The sequence below is a fragment of the Alteromonas sp. R7 genome (assembly GCF_055755235.1).
Map to the genome: position 1 here is coordinate 300,815 of NZ_JBVTQX010000003.1, position 19,010 is coordinate 319,824.

The 19,010-nt window shown below is 43.4% G+C and carries 18 protein-coding genes; 9 read left to right on the top strand and 9 right to left on the bottom strand.

Annotated elements, in window-relative coordinates:
* Positions 1-83: 83 nt before the first annotated feature.
* The 4 genes from AC0J2X_RS07000 to AC0J2X_RS07015 are packed head-to-tail and all read right to left on the bottom strand — an operon-like array spanning position 84 to position 3,617.
* Entirely contained in the window at positions 84-536 is a 453-nt protein-coding gene (locus AC0J2X_RS07000; protein WP_014949823.1) for a response regulator, read from the bottom strand.
* Positions 526-2,040 (bottom strand): sensor histidine kinase, encoded by a 1,515-nt coding sequence (locus AC0J2X_RS07005; protein WP_061486032.1) that lies wholly within the window; start codon positions 2,038-2,040, stop codon positions 526-528. The genes AC0J2X_RS07000 and AC0J2X_RS07005 overlap by 11 nt, the downstream gene beginning before the upstream one ends.
* Positions 2,041-2,044: 4 nt before the next feature.
* Complete coding sequence (locus AC0J2X_RS07010; protein WP_014949821.1) at positions 2,045-2,269, bottom strand: hypothetical protein; 225 nt, start codon at positions 2,267-2,269, stop codon at positions 2,045-2,047.
* Positions 2,270-2,285: 16 nt separating this feature from the next.
* Positions 2,286-3,617, bottom strand: a complete 1,332-nt coding sequence (locus AC0J2X_RS07015; protein ID WP_014949820.1) for a sigma-54-dependent transcriptional regulator — start codon at positions 3,615-3,617, stop codon at positions 2,286-2,288.
* A 545-nt stretch (positions 3,618-4,162) separates the two neighbouring features.
* On the opposite strand from AC0J2X_RS07015, the gene AC0J2X_RS07020 reads away from it, so the two are divergent.
* Positions 4,163-4,768, top strand: a complete 606-nt coding sequence (locus AC0J2X_RS07020) for an exopolysaccharide biosynthesis protein (RefSeq protein ID WP_014976802.1) — start codon at positions 4,163-4,165, stop codon at positions 4,766-4,768.
* Positions 4,769-4,785: 17 nt separating this feature from the next.
* Here the strand turns inward: AC0J2X_RS07020 and AC0J2X_RS07025 are convergent, their stop codons facing one another.
* Together AC0J2X_RS07025 and AC0J2X_RS07030 are read right to left on the bottom strand one after the other, a co-directional pair.
* Positions 4,786-5,700, bottom strand: a complete 915-nt coding sequence (locus AC0J2X_RS07025; RefSeq protein ID WP_472995895.1) for a LysR family transcriptional regulator — start codon at positions 5,698-5,700, stop codon at positions 4,786-4,788.
* A gap of 56 nt (positions 5,701-5,756) precedes the next feature.
* Positions 5,757-6,107, bottom strand: coding sequence for a rhodanese-like domain-containing protein (locus AC0J2X_RS07030; protein WP_014949817.1), 351 nt, complete (start codon positions 6,105-6,107; stop codon positions 5,757-5,759).
* Positions 6,108-6,291: 184 nt separating this feature from the next.
* Here AC0J2X_RS07030 and AC0J2X_RS07035 point away from each other — a divergent pair, with 184 nt between their 5' ends.
* On the top strand, positions 6,292-6,603 hold the full coding sequence (locus AC0J2X_RS07035) for an ArsR/SmtB family transcription factor (RefSeq protein WP_014949816.1): 312 nt from the start codon (positions 6,292-6,294) through the stop codon (positions 6,601-6,603).
* A gap of 96 nt (positions 6,604-6,699) precedes the next feature.
* Here AC0J2X_RS07035 and AC0J2X_RS07040 read toward each other — a convergent pair whose 3' ends face one another.
* Together AC0J2X_RS07040 and AC0J2X_RS07045 are read right to left on the bottom strand one after the other, a co-directional pair.
* The gene (locus AC0J2X_RS07040; protein WP_014949815.1) at positions 6,700-7,449 is read right to left on the bottom strand and encodes a PRC-barrel domain-containing protein; all 750 of its coding nucleotides are present in this window, start codon (positions 7,447-7,449) and stop codon (positions 6,700-6,702) included.
* Positions 7,450-7,641: 192 nt separating this feature from the next.
* The gene (locus tag AC0J2X_RS07045; protein ID WP_014949814.1) at positions 7,642-7,998 is read right to left on the bottom strand and encodes a MaoP family protein; all 357 of its coding nucleotides are present in this window, start codon (positions 7,996-7,998) and stop codon (positions 7,642-7,644) included.
* 399 nt (positions 7,999-8,397) lie between these two features.
* Here AC0J2X_RS07045 and AC0J2X_RS07050 point away from each other — a divergent pair, with 399 nt between their 5' ends.
* The 7 genes from AC0J2X_RS07050 (at position 8,398) to AC0J2X_RS07080 (ending at position 18,050) form a co-directional block, all read left to right on the top strand.
* On the top strand, positions 8,398-8,565 hold the full coding sequence (locus AC0J2X_RS07050) for a hypothetical protein (protein ID WP_014949813.1): 168 nt from the start codon (positions 8,398-8,400) through the stop codon (positions 8,563-8,565).
* 126 nt (positions 8,566-8,691) lie between these two features.
* The gene (locus AC0J2X_RS07055; protein WP_014949812.1) at positions 8,692-9,522 is read left to right on the top strand and encodes a LysR family transcriptional regulator; all 831 of its coding nucleotides are present in this window, start codon (positions 8,692-8,694) and stop codon (positions 9,520-9,522) included.
* Between the two features lie 72 nt (positions 9,523-9,594).
* Positions 9,595-9,945: a DUF2750 domain-containing protein gene (locus tag AC0J2X_RS07060; protein ID WP_014949811.1), complete on the top strand. Its 351-nt coding sequence runs from the start codon at positions 9,595-9,597 to the stop codon at positions 9,943-9,945.
* Between the two features lie 124 nt (positions 9,946-10,069).
* Positions 10,070-10,303 (top strand): DUF2789 domain-containing protein, encoded by a 234-nt coding sequence (locus AC0J2X_RS07065; protein ID WP_014949810.1) that lies wholly within the window; start codon positions 10,070-10,072, stop codon positions 10,301-10,303.
* Positions 10,304-10,371: 68 nt separating this feature from the next.
* Complete coding sequence (locus tag AC0J2X_RS07070; protein ID WP_456251365.1) at positions 10,372-11,760, top strand: ribonuclease J; 1,389 nt, start codon at positions 10,372-10,374, stop codon at positions 11,758-11,760.
* Between the two features lie 216 nt (positions 11,761-11,976).
* The gene (locus tag AC0J2X_RS07075) at positions 11,977-16,149 is read left to right on the top strand and encodes an EAL domain-containing protein (RefSeq protein ID WP_472995925.1); all 4,173 of its coding nucleotides are present in this window, start codon (positions 11,977-11,979) and stop codon (positions 16,147-16,149) included.
* A gap of 221 nt (positions 16,150-16,370) precedes the next feature.
* Positions 16,371-18,050 carry an AMP-binding protein gene (locus tag AC0J2X_RS07080; RefSeq protein ID WP_472995896.1) on the top strand — a complete coding sequence of 560 codons (1,680 nt, stop codon included), beginning with the start codon at positions 16,371-16,373 and terminating at the stop codon, positions 18,048-18,050.
* A gap of 159 nt (positions 18,051-18,209) precedes the next feature.
* On the opposite strand, the gene AC0J2X_RS07085 is transcribed toward AC0J2X_RS07080, so the two are convergent.
* Complete coding sequence (locus tag AC0J2X_RS07085) at positions 18,210-18,863, bottom strand: dUTP diphosphatase (RefSeq protein ID WP_472995897.1); 654 nt, start codon at positions 18,861-18,863, stop codon at positions 18,210-18,212.
* Between the last annotated feature and the right edge of the window lie 147 nt (positions 18,864-19,010).

Here is a 19,010-nt window from a genome sequence, read left to right on the forward strand (position 1 = left end):
ACCTCGTTTACCGATGCGGTATTTTTGAAATTTTATTGAGTAACATGTTTGGGTTGTCAAAAATTCAACTAACCCTTATTTGTTTACTCGTGTGGTAATTCTACGAACTCTATCCAGTAACGTCCGAGCGCGCGCATTAGTTCAACCAATCCTTCAAAGTTCACTGGTTTTGTAATGTAAGATGCGCAACCTAGATCATAACCGCGAAGCATATCTTCCTCTTCTTTAGAGGTGGTGAGAATTACCACTGGGATACTGCGAAGCTTGGGGTCGTTTTTCAGTTCTTGCAGCGCCTCTCTACCGTCTTTTCTTGGCATATTTAAATCCAGTAAAATAAGACTAGGTCGCGGTGCCGATGCAGGATCTGTATATTTACCTTCATGTCGAAGAAACTCTAATAATTCAACGCCATCTTCAACACAAAACAGATTGTTTAGAACGCGGCTCTCTTTGAGCGCGTCAACCGTAAGTAGGCGGTCGTCTTCGTCATCGTCCGCCATAAGTATATTGATAGGCTGAGTTTGTTTACGCGTCATTGTGTGCTTCTCCATTATTGTTGCTAGAACCAAACGGTTCACTATTTTTGGGTATTATTATCGAGAACGTTGCCCCTTTTCCGGGAGAACTAACTGCGGTTATTTGACCGTTGTGCCGTTCTACAATACGACGACAAACGGCAAGCCCAATCCCCGTACCTTTGTATTCACTTCTACCGTGAAGGCGTTGGAAAGGGGCAAATATTTTTTCAGCAAACGATTGCTCGAACCCTATACCGTTGTCTGATACGGTGATTTTTGTCCAGTCATATTCTTCAGCAAGCAGAATGTCTTTCGTTTCTTCTTCCGTCGCGTCCCTTGCAGATATCGTTACTTCTGGTCTCACGCCCTCGCTCTGAAATTTCAGTGCGTTAGACACTAAGTTTAAAAACAGCTGCTCTAATTGCGATTTGTCACCGCGAATAGTCGGCAAATCGCTAACATTTATTTGCGCAGACTTTTCATCGATAGCGATTTCCAAATCGCCCATGATGCTATCCACTACGGTGCCTAGATTAACGTCGTCAAACTCTTTACCTCGTGTGGAAACGCGAGAAAAGGCGAGAAGGTCTGAAATAAGCATGGACATCCGCTCTGCTGCATTGAGCATGCGCGCAAGGTAATCTTTGCCTCGTTCGTCTATCACATCGTTGTAACCCGATTCTAAGCGGTTACCAAATGCCCGAATTTTTCTTAATGGTTCTTGAAGATCGTGTGACGCCACAAAGGCAAAATCTTCCAACTCTCTATTACTTCGTGCTAATTCGTCTGAATAAACACTTAACTCTTGCGTTCTATCTGCTATCCGAGATTCTAGATCTTCGTTAACAGACTCTAAGTCAGCTTGGTATTTCTCATGCTCACGGGAATTTATTTTGAGCAATAAAAATACCGTAATAATCAGTAGCAGAGTCGTTGCAGAGGAAATGATCAGCGTATTAACGGAGTCCCTTCTTAGGCTCATTAAGTTGGCTAAATGCGTGCCTTGCATATCTCGTTCTGAACCGTCGATTTCTCTAAATAAGGTTTCAAACTGTTTGTAGAGTTTTATACCCTTATCGCTATTCACTAAAATGACAGCTTGTTGCTCTTTCCCTTCTTTATACAGCTCAACTACTTCAATGACTTCATTGATTTTTGCTTTGGTTAAAGACAAAAGTTCTTCGATGCGGATGGACTGGTCGTTAATATCTGAAGAGAAGGAGCTTACTTCTACCTCATCCATTAATTCGCCGATTACGCTTAACGTTTCGGTGTAGTCGGTAAGATATTCTTCATCGCCAGTTAGCATATAGCCGCGCTGACCAGACTCCACGCGAAGTACAGCAACGTGAAGGCGGTTAACTGCATTGATAACACGGTTCGTAGTGAACAGCCGCGCTTCCAGAGCAGAAAGGTCATTCAATGTACTAACTACGTAAAATGAATTAGCAGTTATTACAATAATGACCAGAACAACTAAAATTATCCAACTGTATAGTGAAGACAATACTTTAGTAATCATTTACTTAATCCGAAACATTGCCACTTAACTCTGATGTCATTTCAGCAAGAGTATGGCTGCAGTCTTTAGCACTGCTTATTATTTTATCCAACGCCACCAATGCCTTTTCAGGTGGAACGTCACCGTTTAATGCCATTTTTACTAGCTCAGCTTGCATTGATATTCTGTTTAATGGTTTGCGTGCATCATGCACATAAACACTTAGTCGAGAAAATTCTTCGCTAGTCATGCCGAATACCTCTTACTTAGTCGTCTTTACTTAAGTCACCATATGCATGAAGACGGTTGTAAAGCGTTTTCGTACTAATTCCCAGCATTTCTGCTGCGGTGGTCTTATTGCCATTCACTTTTTCCAACGTGGCATAAATTAGCTCTTTTTCCACGTCTTCAATGGTTCTACCGGCTTGAAGTGCCGGTGTCGTACTCTGTTTTTGAGCAAATGGTGACTCAATGGTTTTTGGTAATTCAATCTCACTCTTTTCAGGGTCGCTCATAATGGCAGCGCGATGCACAAAGTGTCTTAGTTCACGCACGTTACCGGGCCAGTCGTAGGCTTGTAACGTATCGAGTTGACTATCTTCCCACTTAAATTGCGAGCCATTATCTTTATTGAATTCAGCAATAAAGGTTTTTGCTAGTAATGGAATATCTTCCTTTCTTTCACGTAGCGGAGGAATGGTGATTGGGAACACCGCAAGTCTGAAGTAGATGTCTTCGCGCAGTACTTTGCTTTGCGCAATCTCTTCCATTGTTCGGTTCGTGGCAGATACAACGCGGCAGCTCACCGGGATGGTCTTCGTTCCGCCCACACGAATAACAACCTTGTTTTCTAAAACGCGGAGTAAGTTGGGCTGCATATCAATGGGCATTTCTGTGATTTCGTCCAAAAAGAGCGTGCCGCCCTCAGCTTGTTCGAAAACACCTTCTTTACGTCCTACAGCGCCGGTAAATGCTCCTTTTTCGTGACCGAAAAGTTCGCTACCTATTAGTTCTTTTGAGAATGCACCACAGTTGGTTGCAATATAGGGACCTTCACTTTCTGAAGCACGATGAATTGCGGCAGCCACCACTTCTTTACCTACACCGCTTTCACCAAGCAGCATTACGTTAGCGCTGGTTTTACTCACTCTAGAAATCAGCTTGTAGAGCTCTTTCATAATTGGTGATTCACCAATCAGCAAGTCAAAATGTTTCTCTATTTTTTCTTGTGCAGGTGCTTTTTCTTTTGGCTTTTGACTTAATACGGCCTCTATTTCCTCCCGTTGAATTGGCTTAACAAGGTAGTCGACCGTGGGGCCACACAGACCCTTTATCACGCTTTTCACAGAAGGGTGACCCGTTATCAAAGTAACGCGAGGGCGCTTAGGAAGTGCATCTAATTCATTGAACAAGTGCGCGCCGCTTCCATCGGGTAGCATGAAATCAAGCAGTACATGGTCAAAGGTTTCTTTCTCTAACCAGTCGCGGGCTTCTTTGAGTGTGGCAGCGGTAAGTACTTCGTGGCCAAGAAATTCGATGATAGTACAAGCTACTTCTGTGAACTCGGCGTCGTCATCAACTAAAAGTACGGTAAGCACGTGGATGTCCCTCTCTTCTTTCGTTTCCTATCCAGAAAAAATATGGAATAGAATCAATGTTATAGTTTTATCATACGCTACTAACAACTGAATGCTAAAGCGCATATTTAAAGTTTATTTATACGCTGGTTTAAATTGATAAAGCGTAAGCGCATCGGAAAATATCTAAGCGCTTCAAGCAACCCGGAAATCTTGAACATTTGCCTAGATGCCAGGGATAGTCGGTTGCGCTAGTTCTTCTAATTTATCAACTCTTTGCGATCAGCGGTACACATCGCACTAAAGTACAGAATGTCTATATCTGTCTTTGTTTTATTAGGTGATTTTATTCTACTTATCAGGGGCATTTGCAAAAAGTATTCCTGTCTTCAACACACCGTCACATGCAATCGATGGCATATTTTTCGCACGATTTGCCTGTCTAAGGTTACTTGCAATCTCACTATGGCAAATCGAGTAGGTGCAAGAAATGTATATTAATTAGGCGAGGAGCCCGTCTGATTAATGCGACGTTCGCTGGTAAGGTGATATCAAAGGAATTGAAGATGTGGGGAAAAACAGCTGTAAGATCAATGACCTTGTACGAGTTGTTGGGGAAAATGCAGCCGCGAGCAAGACAAGATACGTTCGAGTTTGCTGAGTTTTGGGATGTGATGGAGAAAAGAGGCTTTGGACCAATGTTGGCGCTGCCATCTTTTATCGCTTGCACACCGATTGGGGCCATCCCTGGGATCCCATCTTTAGCGGGTGGGACAATTTTACTCATCGCGTTGCAAATTTTACTCGGTCGTAGGCATCCTTGGTTACCGCAAAAAGTGATGCAACTAAACTGTGACGCCGATCAGCTTCGCTACATTGTCGAAAAGGTTAAACCGTATGCAGTACGCGTAGACCGCTTTTTAGTTCCTCGGTGTTTTTTCATGCGCCAGCCTGTGTTCAGATCACTCATCGCATTATGTTGTGCAGGTTGCGGACTTGTAATGATTCCTCTGGAGCTTATTCCCTTTATGGGCCTTATTCCCGCTTTTGCTGTTTTTATTATGGCAATAGGCATGGCCACAGACGATGGTGCTGTGGCGTTAGTTGGTGTTTCATTATCGCTATTTGGCTTTATACTTGGATTTGAACGCCTTGCAGTCGCTCTAAGCTGATGGTCAAACTACTCAGTTTACGAATCGAGCATAAAATCTGACGATGGAAGGTTCATTGTTTGATATCGTAGTTCACCAATAAAAGCACGGGCAGCTGGCCCCAACGTATCGCCGTCTTCAAAAGACAGATAAAGGAGCGCCTTACGCAATGCTGCATTATTATCCAGGGGAAGGGGAACGAGTGTACCGTCTTCAAGCTCATCTTTAATTATTGCTATAGGCAGCCACGCAAAACCCAACCCCTGAGCAATAATATCTAATGACGTTCTAACGTGGCTTACGGTCCAGCGTTGCTCTGCACCTAACCAGCCCACATCAGCTTTACGTTCCGCGGATGAATCCCTTACCACAATTTGACGATGCGCTTTTAAGTCTTCCAGTGTGAGCGTTCTATCTAATTGGTGTAGTGGATGGTCGGCGTGAGCGACAGCTGCAAACTCAATTTCGCACAAGTCTTCGCTAAAACCATTTGGAAATACGAAAGGAGAGATGCCTAAATCAACTTTACCATTGCTCAAAAGTGAATTTGCGCCACTGAGCACAGTTTCTTCTATCTCGATACGAAGCAGCGGAAACTCAGCAGAAACTTTCGCTAGCACGTTATAAAGCAATTCAGACGGAAAAATAATATCCACCGCTATGCGTAAAGTTGTTTCTGTGCCAGATTGAAGGCTATTGGCAACGGCCTCGAGCTTGTGTGCTTCGCTCAGCAAAAAAGAGGCACGGCGATACATAAGTTCGCCTTGCGGCGAAAGCTGGACTTTACGTCCAATATTCTCAAACAACGACACACCAATGGCGTTTTCAAGCTTTTGAACCGCGTGGTGAACGCTCGATTGACTTTTGTGAACTTCATCAGCAGCTTGATTAAAGCCGCCTGCATCGACGACGGCTTTGAACATTCGCCATTGTTCTAACGTAGATTTCAGCATACAGCGCCTTAAAACTCTTAATTAACGATACTTATAGCATACACGTGGTTAAGAAGTCATTTTCGGTTTGCTTGGTTTATCGTGGGTACAGGGCATGTCACAACCGAAACGTTCTCATAGCCCATTTTTATAAGTTGCTCTGCTGCTAGTTTTGCTCGAATGCCCGACGCACAGTGAATATAAAGTGGCGCTGAAGCATCTTTAAACTGTTCCAGTGCCTTCATTTCGAGCACGCCGCGTGGTATGTGAAGCGCAGAAGGTACGGGCTGATTGGCAACTTCGGCACTCTCCCGTACATCAATCAGTATACCGCTATTGTTTCGGCACTCACTGGCCGCTTGCTCCGCAGATACAGTGCGTAAGTTATCGTCTATGTTTTCTATTCGAGTCTTCATATCTATAAGCATACTTTTCCTTTTTGCCTAAACTTGGTTAAAATAAGTAAAATCTAATATATTGATGTCAGCGTAATAAAACAATGTAAAATACAGGGATTCGTCGCATAAATTGGCAGGTCGGCAAAATGTCTTATACTTTAGTATAGTAAATGGCTAAATTGGTGCCGAAATACTTTACAGATAGAGAGTGCTTATGTCCGAGGATATGGTAATAGGTTCAGATGATATAATGGAACACGCTGCGGAAGCCGAGATCTTCCTAAAGCAATTCGCGAATAAAACACGCCTTATGGTGCTTTGTTCGTTGCTGAAAGAGGAAAAATCGGTAACCGAACTTCTCGAAGTTGTTAGCGTCTCGCAGCCAGTGATTTCTCAGCATCTTGCTTTATTGCGAGAATCAAAAATGGTGGCCACAAGAAGGGAAGGTCAAACTATTTACTACCGCTTAGCAGACGAGCGCGTCAAGCGTTTGATTGCTTTGATGTACGAATTTTTCTGCGAGTAATCTTCTTTTTGTATCCTAAGCTACAATGTCCGCCTTCAACAACGGACATTGTAAAGTTCCTAACTAAAAATCGCCAACAGTGACATTCTTCGGTTATTAATTTCCGTTTTTATTCAGTTGCTCGCAAAGCATAGGCACATAGCCTTCTTCAGATATTTTTTCACTTTCCACTTCAGGTCTATCAACCAATTCGTCGTGACTTAAATTGACTACTACGCTGTGCGCCGCCCAGTCGATACTTTCGATATCGCTAGGTAGAAGTGCGAGATGTTTGCCACCCGGAAGCCAGTTGTTGGTATCTACCACTAGCATGATTATCTTCCAGCTCTCGGTGTCAATGACGAAGTTACTGATGTGGCCAACGTTATCAGTGGTTGTAGCAACTTCATATCCACCAACTTCGCCCACTGCTCTTAGGTGGTTGGTGCTCTTTTTCGGGTTTTCAGTTTCAGACTCTTCAGCGCGCTGTAATTCGACCAGTTCATTTGGATGTGCGAACTCCCCCCAAGCTCCTGGTCCAATCCAATAGTATCCGTAACCAAAATATTTGAAGAGATTTTCTTCGTATTCACGTGACACAGGCTTATGTTCGTCAATAGAGGGGCTGTTTTTTAATGTATCAACTGTCATATTGATATGAACAGACTCACTATCTTCATCTAACTGTTTGACAGATATAGGTGATATCACCACTTTACGGCTAAGCGGTAGCCAAGTATTGGTATCTGCGACCAAGTAGCGAACAGTGAAAGTTTCGTCGTCGAAAAGGATATCGCGGATGCCGCCCACTTTGTCATCAAGGGCATGAATAGAAAAGTGAGTAAGCTGTTTTGAACTGATGATCATCGTTGCGCCTCCTTTGCATGGGCTCGTTTTTCAGAATGAAATGCATGATTCACTGCACATCACTCTGTATTACTACTAAGTGTAGACAGTCCTTAATGTTTCTTCATTTTGTTCTTGTCTGAAGTTGATTGAGATCATTTGTTCAATAACAAAAAAGCTCGCCGGAGCGAGCTTTTTAGTAATGCTGTAGCATTATGCTACATCGAATTCTTCATCAGAGTAATCTTCATCATAGTCTGACTGGTTACTCGCACTGCTGTGAAGGGTGTAGAAGTGCTTTTTGCCCCTTGCTAATCTGACGTATTTCGCCCAGGCTTTTTCTAGGTTATTGCTAGCTTCAACTTTACCTGTAACGAATTCGACGAAATGTCTCTCATCATCACTTTCAGGCGACAATTCGCCACTTTCAAGTCCTAGCAGTGTTTTGCCGTAGTGGGTTAGAAGATCGGCTTCAGTAATACTGAAGTCACCTGATTTACGAAAACCGTATGGAAACTTCTGACGGTCAATATAAGGTTTTGCAGATTGTCGAATAGCTAAACTTTTCATGTTGTACCCAACGTAATGTTTTGTTCAGCGCACTTTTAAGATAATTAAAAACGAAGATAAAACAAAAGATTTTTCTCTTATCAATAAAAAATTTTTAACGGTATAAAATCTAACACTAAATTTAAGATTACGTTTGAAAAGTATACAGAAAGTGCGAGGGGATAACCTCAAGCGTGATATGCCTAAGTTTTTGAAATTAAAGTAAAATGTAAGTTTTTATTTATTGGCCCTGCAACGGGCGTCGCTATTACACGAGCGTAAATGAGTTGGACGTTAAAAGTCTATGAAAATCACTGATGGGAATAATCAAAAATTCTTGTCGCTACGATGATTAAAATTCGTTTTCTATTTTGTCGCTTAAGATAATAATTGAGGTGTGTTAACAACCCAGAGAAGTCAATGAGTAAAGACTATCGTTACCAGCGTGATGAATGGGACTCGGTAGAAGAGGAAGATTTTCACGCTAAAAAGCCAAATTCCAAACGTCAAAGTACTGTAAAGGAAAAGCAGAAGCGTGACCTGCAACGCCGTGACAAACAGCGTCGCCTGCACCAAGAAGAGTATTAATTCAGCGAGTTGGTGAAATTTTAATAAAGCGTACCGTTTATAGCGGTGCGCTTCTGTGCTTTTGTGTTTACTTGCCGTATTATCTGTGTCAATTTAGACCCACTTTGATTCGGTTGTACAATAAGCATGGATATACGCTTTCTCACCACCTTTATAGAGGTGGCAAAAACTCGTCACTTTGGTAAAGCGGCTGAAAACCTTTACCTTACTCAATCTGCAGTCAGTGCGCGCATAAAGCTACTTGAAGAGTATTTTCATACCACGCTTTTTATTAGGCAACGCAACAGTATACAGCTCACTCAATCTGGTGAGAAACTTCTGCCTTACGCTAGGCAATTATGCGCAACGCTAAACGAAGCAAAACAAGAGCTCCAAATTCAATCCTCTGAATATGTTGTTTGCGGCGCAACACAGCTGGCGAGCGAGCTGTTATTGCCTCAGATGCTCAGTCACCTACACAACTCGTTTCCCGATTGGTCAGTAAAGGCTGAAGTTCTTACGTTAGATACCCTTTCGCGACAATTGCACGAAAGGGTGACAGACTTATCATTCTCCACTGAACCGTTGAAATCTGAAGAAGTAAACAGTGATGTATTGCTAGAGCAGGATTTGGCGCTATATAGAATTGGACAAGCGTCTGAGACTATTGATGCAGCAGATTTTGTGGCTATTGATTGGGGAACTAAGGCAAGAGACTGGTTGCTTACTGCTTACCCTCAACTTCGCGATGCAAAGTTAAGAACCAATTCGTTGAATCTTGCGCTCAACAATTTACAGAGCGAAGGTGGTATTGCCGTATTACCGACCAACGTTGAGAGTCAGTTACCCGGTAGTGTGATAGTGACCAGAATTGAAACGTTAGAAAACGTATCGTTTAAGGTGTATGTGCACAGCATGAAGCAAGTCAGACGAGTGGGTCTAGCAGAGATAATAGAAAGCGTGTCTAAAGCGTGTTAACCGCTGCCAATAAATTTACCCACGGTGCCTAATTTAAAGGCATGTGAATCGCAGAATTAAAGAGAGAAACTTATGTCACAATTACATCCTTTATTGGAAAAAAACGCATTTCAACGACTAGAAGCAAGCCTTGCAACAATTAAAGCGGAAGAGAAACTCTTCATTCTTAAAGATGAGCACGGCTGCGTAATGCTAACTACTGATGAAGAAGATGGTGTTCCGGTTTGGCCTGATGCTGAGTTAGCACTGTTGTGGGCAACCGAAGACTGGGCACACTGTGAAGCGATGGAATTAAGCACCGAAGAGTTTTTGACTAAGTGGGTGCCGGGCATGACGCAAGATGAATTAATGGTCATTGTATGTCCTGTACCTGCTGAAGAAGGAGAGGTGATTACGCCAGAAGAGTTCGCTGACTACCTTTAAGATGTGATCTCAAGGGGAAGACAAAGGGTAATTATCCAGTAAGCAAATGGGGCATAAAAAAGTTAGTTGGGTACAACGTATCTGGCGTTTATTGTGCCCTTAATTGATAACCCAAGGAGGCGTTATGTTTACTGAGCAACCCACAATGAATAGTCTATTCAGCCAACTAGGTTTAGGAAGTTCAGACGAAGAAATTGCTGAATTTTTTGAAACACATCGAGGGCTGAATAAGAGCCAACATCTTCATGAAGCGCCTTATTGGAATGAAAGTCAGTCTGCATTTTTGAAAGATGCCATTGTTGAAGACGCTGCGTGGGCCGAAGTGATAGACCAACTTAATGCTGAATTGCACGAATGATGGCTCTGCGCTCATAGATTTAAACGTCAAACTAATATTCAATGCTCTGAGAAAAGGTAATAGCCGTTTTGTTGCACCCATCTGCTGATGATTTGTGGTTTCTTCCGTTAGGCGGAACGGGCGAAATTGGGATGAACCTCAATTTGTATGGTCACGATGGTCAATGGTTAATGGTTGACTGTGGGGTTTCTTTTGATGAGCCTCTCGTACCTGCCTACAAAGGCGTCAGCCAAGCGTCTAACCAGAATACGTTCAAAGCCACTACGCATCGCGTTGTGGCTCCGAACCCTTCATTTATTGCTAAACAAAAAGAAGCACTGGCTGGCATTGTCATTACCCACGCCCATGAAGATCATGTAGGCGCAATTCCTTACCTTTGGGAACGTTTCCAAAAGCCAATTTATACTACGTCTTTTACCGCCGAAGTGTTAAGGCGAAAGCTTGCAAGGAGCAAATTGGCTAACCGTATTGCCATTATTGAAGTCGATGCAGGCGATACCAAGCAAATTGGGCCTTTTAGCGTTAACTGGCTAGCCATTACTCATTCGCTTCCAGAACCCTTCGCACTAAAAATCAATACACCAGTAGGCACAGTATTGCATACAGCAGACTGGAAAATTGATGCCAACCCCATAACAGGTTTACCTTTTGACGTTAGCCTTTACAAGCGACTAGGCAGTGAGAATATTCTTGCCATGGTTGGAGACTCTACCAATGCAACAAAACCGGGCTTTTCAATTTCAGAGAGAAATTGTTACGACGGCCTATTAAGCACTATCGCGCCGTTAAAGGGGAGAGCGGTGGTAGGATGCTTTGGTAGCAATATAGCACGGCTAATTTCGCTGGCTAAAGTCGCGAAGAAAACTAAGCGCTACATGGCGCTGTACGGTCGTTCGTTAATGAACATGTACGGCATTGCCAAGCAACAGGGCATTTGGCCAGACGATTTACCTGTGACCGATCCCCAACATTTAGGTTATCTTCCCCCCCATGAAGTTTTAGCCGTAGCGACAGGCAGCCAGGGCGAGAAAAATACCGCGCTGGCGCGTTTTGCAAAAGACACTCACCCTCACCTTAGTTTAGACAAAGGGGATACTGTGCTATTTTCTTCGATAGTTATTCCTGGAAATGAAGAAAGTGTAGGCCGACTAAGTAAAGCGCTGCAGGAAAAGGGAGTAACGGTTATTCACAGTGAAGATAGCACGCTGCCAATTCATGCCAGCGGTCACCCCTGTGAAGAAGAATTAAAGCTCATGTATCATTGGGTAAAACCTACCATAGCTATTCCGGTTCACGGCGAGCATCAACACCTTCAAGCACATGCAAATATTGCTAAAGCGTGCGGTATTAAAAAGACCTATGTAGGGCAGAACGGTGATTTGTACAGGCTAGCGCCACAGCCAAGCATTCGCAGACAGGTTGTTCCAGTTGGTCGCATTCCTGTACAGCAAGAGTAAAATAAAAATATCGAAATAGCCCTAAGTGTATTTAGTCGGACGCGCCTTTTGCTTTTGTTCATATTGTACGCTTTAGAAAAATTAATATTTATTTATCAATGCGATAGATGTTTCCTTCACGTTTATAAAAACCTCATTTTAGAAGCTGCCCAAGTTTAAAACATTCTGTTACAATTGGGTTTATAATAAAAATTTAAAACGTGCGACCCATTTTTGATGAGATATTTCAACTATCTTTTACTGCTGGTTTTAGTTGTAAGCCTACAAGCGGTGGCCTCACCGCGACTATCTAATCCCGTCTTTCAGTCTTTATCGACCAAAAATGGCCTTCCGCAAGATATCGTCAACGACATTGTTATAAACGAAGATGGCTTTGTGTGGATAGCCACAGAAGGTGGTTTGGTTCGTTGGGATGGAGTAAGAACTAAACGAGTAGCAGGTCCAGACAATTCTCTTATAGACTCATCCATTTATCGACTTGCCCTTCAAGGTACTGAAGCGTTGTGGTTTAGCGTGTACGGCAGAGGAGTTTATTATCTCGATTTAGCCACTCAGGATGTGGTGCAATTAGAGCCAACGTACTACCACGACTTTGAAGGTTTTGTGCAACATGCGGAAACCTTTCATTGGCAAGATGACACGCACCTTATCATTGCACTGACAGAAGAAGTGCATAAATTTAACACGCAAACTAAAACCCTTGAGCGAATAGCAAAGCTCCCTGAGCCGCTGTTGGGTAACAGCCAAAGCATCCGGGCGGCAATCACCGTTGAAGACACCTTACTGGTAGCCACTACATCGGGGGTGTACGTCAAAAATATCAACAATTTAGAACAGCCTTTACGTCGACTTGATTACCTGGGGGATATTCCCGAAAACCTCGATAACGCCAATGCAAAGTTTCTACTTTTAGACGATAAGGATAGGGTGTGGATTTCAACGGTTTTGGGCGTATTTGTTGCTCAGAAACAAGACTTTCTCAAGCAGGTTCAGGGTGAAAAAGAACATGTCTTTACACAGGTCGTATCCGACAGAAACGTGTGGACGTTGGTTCAGTACAAAGACGACGCTTTTTGGATGGGCACTAATAAAGGGCTATATCAGCTGAGCAAAAAAGCAGGTGGTTGGGAATACGAACACATCTTAGAGCCGCATAACGGTTTCACCGAAATTTCAAACAAAAAAATTATCGCCATTGCCAAAGATGAATCTGACAACCTCTGGTTAAGTTCAGTCTATGCTGGCGCGTTGTATTTCGGTGTGAAAAGTGCGGATATTTTTGCCATCCAGAATGAACGAGCAGGTGAGGCTAGCGTTTTGACTAGCCATGTGGTGTGGTCGTTTGCCGAGACTGAGCCTAATAAAATTTGGATAGGTACAGAAAATGGGCTTAATCACTATGATTTCTCGACAAAAAAGTCTGAGAAGTATCTGTATTCAAAAAGTGAAAGAGCGATTATCGGTGAAGGAGCCGTAGACAAAATTGTTCCAACGCAAAGTGGCGAATTGTTTCTCAATACGTACAACGGAATACGGTTGTTTGATATGGAAACAGGGGAGGCTAACCGGCCAGAGGTATTAAAAGGTGGCGATGACACCATATTTGATGCGTATGGCACGGGAATGATGCTTTCAGATAAAGGGGATTTGTACTTTATTGGCAACGAAGGTTTTGTAAAGTATGACGTGGACGAAAAAGAAATTTCCTCTTTAGAGCTGGACCCTCGTGTTTTTGACATAAATTTTTCATTGGGTTTTTTGGGGCAGTCTCATTACCACAATGATCGATTATTTTTTGCTACCGAAGGTGGTTTGTGGTTGATCGACCCAGAGACGTTTCAGCATGAATTGGTCTATCGATTCTCAGAGCTACAGCGTGGCCGAGATCGCTCTATATCGTCGTGGGTTATCGACGATATGGGTGTGCTGTGGCTTGCATACAGTGGCGTAGGGTTGGTTGGTATAGACGCAGACACGTTTGAGCCGTTGTACAACCTAAATGAATCGAATATTTTATTATCAAACATTGTTTACGGGCTGCAAAAAGACGAAGCAGGCAATATCTGGTTTAGTTCGCACAAAGGGTTACACAATTACGATCCGTCTACCGGCCAAATCAAGAACTTTATCTACGGACGAGAGCTAAGTGTTTCTGAGTTTAACCAGGGGGCTTCGCTTAAGCTTAAGGACGGTCGATTGGCTTACGGTTCGACGAGCGGCGCTGTGGTTTTCTCTGCATCGCAATTGGAAAGCTTGGAAGTTGGAAGAAGTTTGCTCAGTAAGCAAACTGCTATAACGGAAGTTGCCGTAGACAATAGGGTGCTTAATCAGCCGCTTAAAAACCTAAGTGGACATCATTTCGATCTCGATTATGAAGATTATGGGTTAACAATCCATTTTTCGTCATTAGCGATGTCAGGCATAGGAAAAGTAAAGTACTACTACAAGCTGTTGAACGGTGATCGCGTCGTGACAGAAGGCGTGACTGACGATGCAAAAATAACCTTTACCAACATAGAACCGGGTGACTACGTTTTTTCTGTTGCCCCCACGCCAGGTAGTTTCGACTATAACGTGCTACCGGCTGAAATTACGCTTTATATGCCACATGCGCCTCTGCGTTCACCGCTTGCATATACTATTTACGCAGCGCTCATCGTGAGTTTATTCGTAGCATATTTACTCTCCCGTCAACGCCAACTGTTTAGATTACAAAAAGCTCAGCAGCAGGTAACGCTATTCAGTGACGCTTTTAGACAAACTCGAGACTGGGTTTTAATTTTTGATAAAGAAAAGCGTTTAGTTGCCGCGAACCCAGCTTTTGAACACGTGTTCGGCTTTAATAGTAAAGAGCCGTTACCCAAGCAGTTGGCACGACTTTATTTGCGTTACCCAACGTTGAATAGACACCTTTCTGGCAAATTACCGGAAATGCAGGGAGGGGATTTTTGGAAAGACGAGGCCGTGATCGATGGTGCTGATGGCAAGCGCTACGACGTGCTTATTGATATAACAGCGGTAAGTGGCGAAAGTAATACTGCAGAGCATTACCTGATTGTTATTTCCGACATCACAGAACAAAAAAATGCTGAGCGCAAACTTCTGAAAATCGCGACCTACGATGGCTTAACAGGCTTGGTCAACAGAACATTGCTGCTAGACAGACTGGAGCATGCTATTGGGCTTGCCCGTCATCATGAGCATCGTGTGGCGGTGATGTTTGTTGACTTGGATAGATTTAAAGGTATTAACGACTCACTTGGGCATGACTACGGTGACAAACTGCTGCGCATTGTAGCCAACCGAATGCGAAACCTTGTGGCTGAGTCGGGCACCGTTGCGCGATTAGGTGGCGATGAATTCGTTATTGTTATTGAGGAAGTTAATGCCAATGACGACTTGAGCTCATTCGTGGCCCAAATCATTGAGTCAGTAGAAACGCCTATATCGTTAGCAGAGGAAGTGCTTCGTGTTTCTTGCAGTATTGGCGTGGCGTTTTATCCAGAAGACGCCTCTGAGCCTGCTGAGCTTATCAAGCAGGCTGATGTGGCCATGTATACGGCGAAGAAGGACGCATTAAGCGGCTTTACCTACTTTACGACAGATATGAATGAACGTGCCAAAACGCGTTTACAGCTTGAAAATAAAGTAAAACGTGCCTATTCAGATGACTGCTTCTTCAATCACTATCAGCCAATTATAGATGCCAGAACCAATACCACTATTGGGGTTGAGTTACTGCTGCGAGGAAAACTGGATAACGAGCCTCTTTTCCCCGATCAGTTCATACCGGTACTTGAAGAATTGAAGTACATAATAGAAGTTACACGACAGGCAATGCGAAGAGCGGCAGAGGACTTGTCGTCCTGGTATAGCCAAGGCTTCACGGGGTTTGTTTCTATTAACTTATCTGCACTTCACTTCAAAACTGAATTCGACTTAACCGGTGTGCTAACCCTGCTTGATGAGTTCAATCTACCCAAAGAAGCGTTTCGATTCGAGATTACCGAAGGCGTATTGATGGATGACAGTGACAATGCGTTAAGACAGATTAATCGGTTTGTGAAAGAAGGTTTTGTATTAGCCCTTGACGATTTTGGTACAGGTTACTCGTCTTTAAGCTATTTAAAGCGTTATCCGTTGTCGGTATTAAAAATCGACAAGAGCTTCGTTAACGAAATGGCGCCGGGTAATGCAAACGAAGCGCTGGTAACAACAACCATTACGTTAGCGAATAACTTGAATATGAGTTGTGTTGCGGAAGGCGTTGAAACAAAAGCGCAAGCAGAAGAATTGATTGGAAAAGCGTGTTATTTCCACCAAGGCTATTTCTACGCCAAGCCTTGTACCGCCGAGGAAGTTGTACCGCTGTTATTTAAAGCGTGGTAAAACGTCGATATTTACCGCGTTTTTCTAACAGATAAGACCATAAAGATTCAAAAGCCAAATCTATAAGAAAACTAAATTTAGCCTCTAAAGCCTTGTTATTCGTCGCATAGAATGTAAACGCTTGTTTAAAAAGCTTGTTTTTCAATAAAAAATAGGGCTTATTAGAAGTCTGTGAAATCATTGTAAAAATGAGCTACATTATAACAACATATGAGTGACTTATGCCGCTAGACATGACAGCAAACGCAAACACCACGGAAGTAATAACATCGCCATTAAGTATGTTGTACCACTGGGAACAAAGCCGTGGGGACGACGTATTTCTCACCCAGCCTATTAACGGTGAATACCACGACTACACATGGAAGCAAGTCGCCGAACAAGCCAGAAAAGTGGCAGCACGTTTACGTGAATTCGATTTCCCGCAAGGCAGCCGTATAGGTATCTTTTCAAAAAACTGTGCTGAGTGGTTTATCGCTGATCTGGGCATTATGATGGCAGGTCACGTGTCGGTACCTATTTTCTCAACAGCCGGTCCAGACACAGTCCAGTATGTATTGAAACATGCTGACGTACAGCTATTGTTCGTTGGAAAACTAGATAATACTGCGGAACAAGTTGCCTCTATTCCTTCAGAATATTTAACGGTTGCCTTTCCTTATCCAAACATTGCTACTAAGCAACAGTGGAAAGCGTTTATGGATATCGCGCCCATAACAGACTCGCCTGTACCTGATATGGATGATTTGATGACAATCATTTATACGTCTGGTAGTACTGGTCAGCCTAAAGGGGTGGTGCACAGTTACAATACAGCTTGTTGGGCAGCGCGTCGCTCGCTCGATCAATTGGGTATTAACCAAAACGATCGCACAATGAGCTACTTACCACTTGCGCATATTACAGAGCGTGTACTGGTCGAGCTTTCAAGCTACTACAGTGGTGGCAAAATTCACTTTGTAGAAGATTTAACTACCTTCCAACGGGATGTAGGTCACTGTCAGCCAACGCTATTTATTTCGGTACCGCGTTTATGGACAAAGTTTCAGATGGGCGTGTTAGCGAAAATGCCGCAGAAGAAACTGGATACGCTGCTTAAAATTCCAATTTTGAACAAAATTGTTGCGAAGAAAATTCGCGATGGCTTGGGCATTAATAACGCACGTTTGTGGGCAAGCGGTTCAGCGCCACTTGCACCAGCAGTCATTGAATGGTTCGCGAAAATTGGTATCTACATTTCTGAGGGATGGGGAATGACCGAGAACAGTGCTTATGGCACCGGCAGTGTACCTTTCCGTCATGATAAAATCGGCTGTATCGGCAAGCCATACGACGGCGTAGACATTCGCACGTCAGAAGAAGGTGAGATTCAAGTTAAGTCGCCGTGCAATATGCTGGAATACTACTTGGAACCACAAAAAACGGCTGAAGTCTTTACTGAGGATGGTTATCTGCGCACTGGCGATAAAGGGGTCATTGATGCTGATGGCTACGTTAAAATTACTGGTCGTTTAAAAGACATCTTTAAAACCGCGAAGGGTAAGTATGTTACGCCAGCGCCGATTGAAGCAAAATTCATGGAAAACCCTATTGTTGAGCAAGTGTGTGTAACGGGGACTAATTTGCCTCAACCTGTGGCTTTGCTAGTGCTTAGCGAAGAAGCGCAGAAAAAAGACAAAGCGGGCATTGAAGCAAGCCTTAAGAAAACATTCGAAGCTATCAACGCAAAACTGGAAAGCCATCAAGTTATGGATCGCGTTGTCATTATGAAAAACGAATGGAGCATCGAAAACGACTTGCTGACTCCGACGCTCAAAGTAAAGCGTCATGTTTTAGAAGACCGCTTTGTTGATATTATCCAAGGTAGCTATAGCGACAAATTAGTTTGGGTTGACGCGTAAAATCGTCGTTGAGTCTTTTGCTTTGGCAATAATTAAAAAAGCTCTGTCTATGACAGAGCTTTTTGTTATCAGAAGGAGACGCAATAAGCGTTGAAACTGTGTTGAGCTATAAGCACTACAGCGATGCTACATCGCGTCAAATGAAACGCAATGGTCGATTTAAGAAGGGTAGCGAGAGCGTAACCCTTCATACACTAAGTCGCTAAACTCTGGCTTCGTTAAATCTAGGGCATCCATTACTTCTACCAGGTGCTCGTTGTCTTCACGACCTTCCCACACTTTTACGTAAGTGCCTTCTTTATAGCCGTTATCTTGGCGGAAAAAATTGAGTACATTTTTACCTACGTACTGACGATACAGTTCGTCAGCTGACATTTCACACTGGCTTACGATGAACATGAATAGTGGCACGCTAAAGCGTTTGGCGGCGCAAAGGCCCGTCATGAGCTCTAAATTATCAAGAAGCGACAGATTTGACGCGTCGTAGTCTTTGCCATCAAAAGTCACTAAGGTGTTGCCACTTGCCAGTTCAGAAGCAATACTTTTTGCAGATTCAGCGATATCGCCTTTATATTCAATAATGCAGGCACTTAGTGCAAAGTGCCAGATATCCACCAATTCCATTTGAAGCTGTGGCAAGTCTTTTTGCTGTGCTTTCCACCATTTCCAGCCGTGATGTTCAATTGCTTCAACTGACTCTACCATTGCTGCACGTAAGTATCCGTAACCAGCTTTTAGCCAGTCTGGGTTTACTTTGGCGTTCATTTTATCCTGAAGAGAAAGCATAGTGGCGAGTTGTTGCGCGGTTAACATTGTTGCTCCTGACCGTGAAATTGTGTTGCGTTTCGTAAAGGCGAAATTGTACTTGAATGACGCTTCGGGAGAAACTGCTAAATTTACGACGGCGAGAGTAAAGCGCTTTCTTTAATGTCTGCTTGCTTGTGGTGCACTTGCACCACG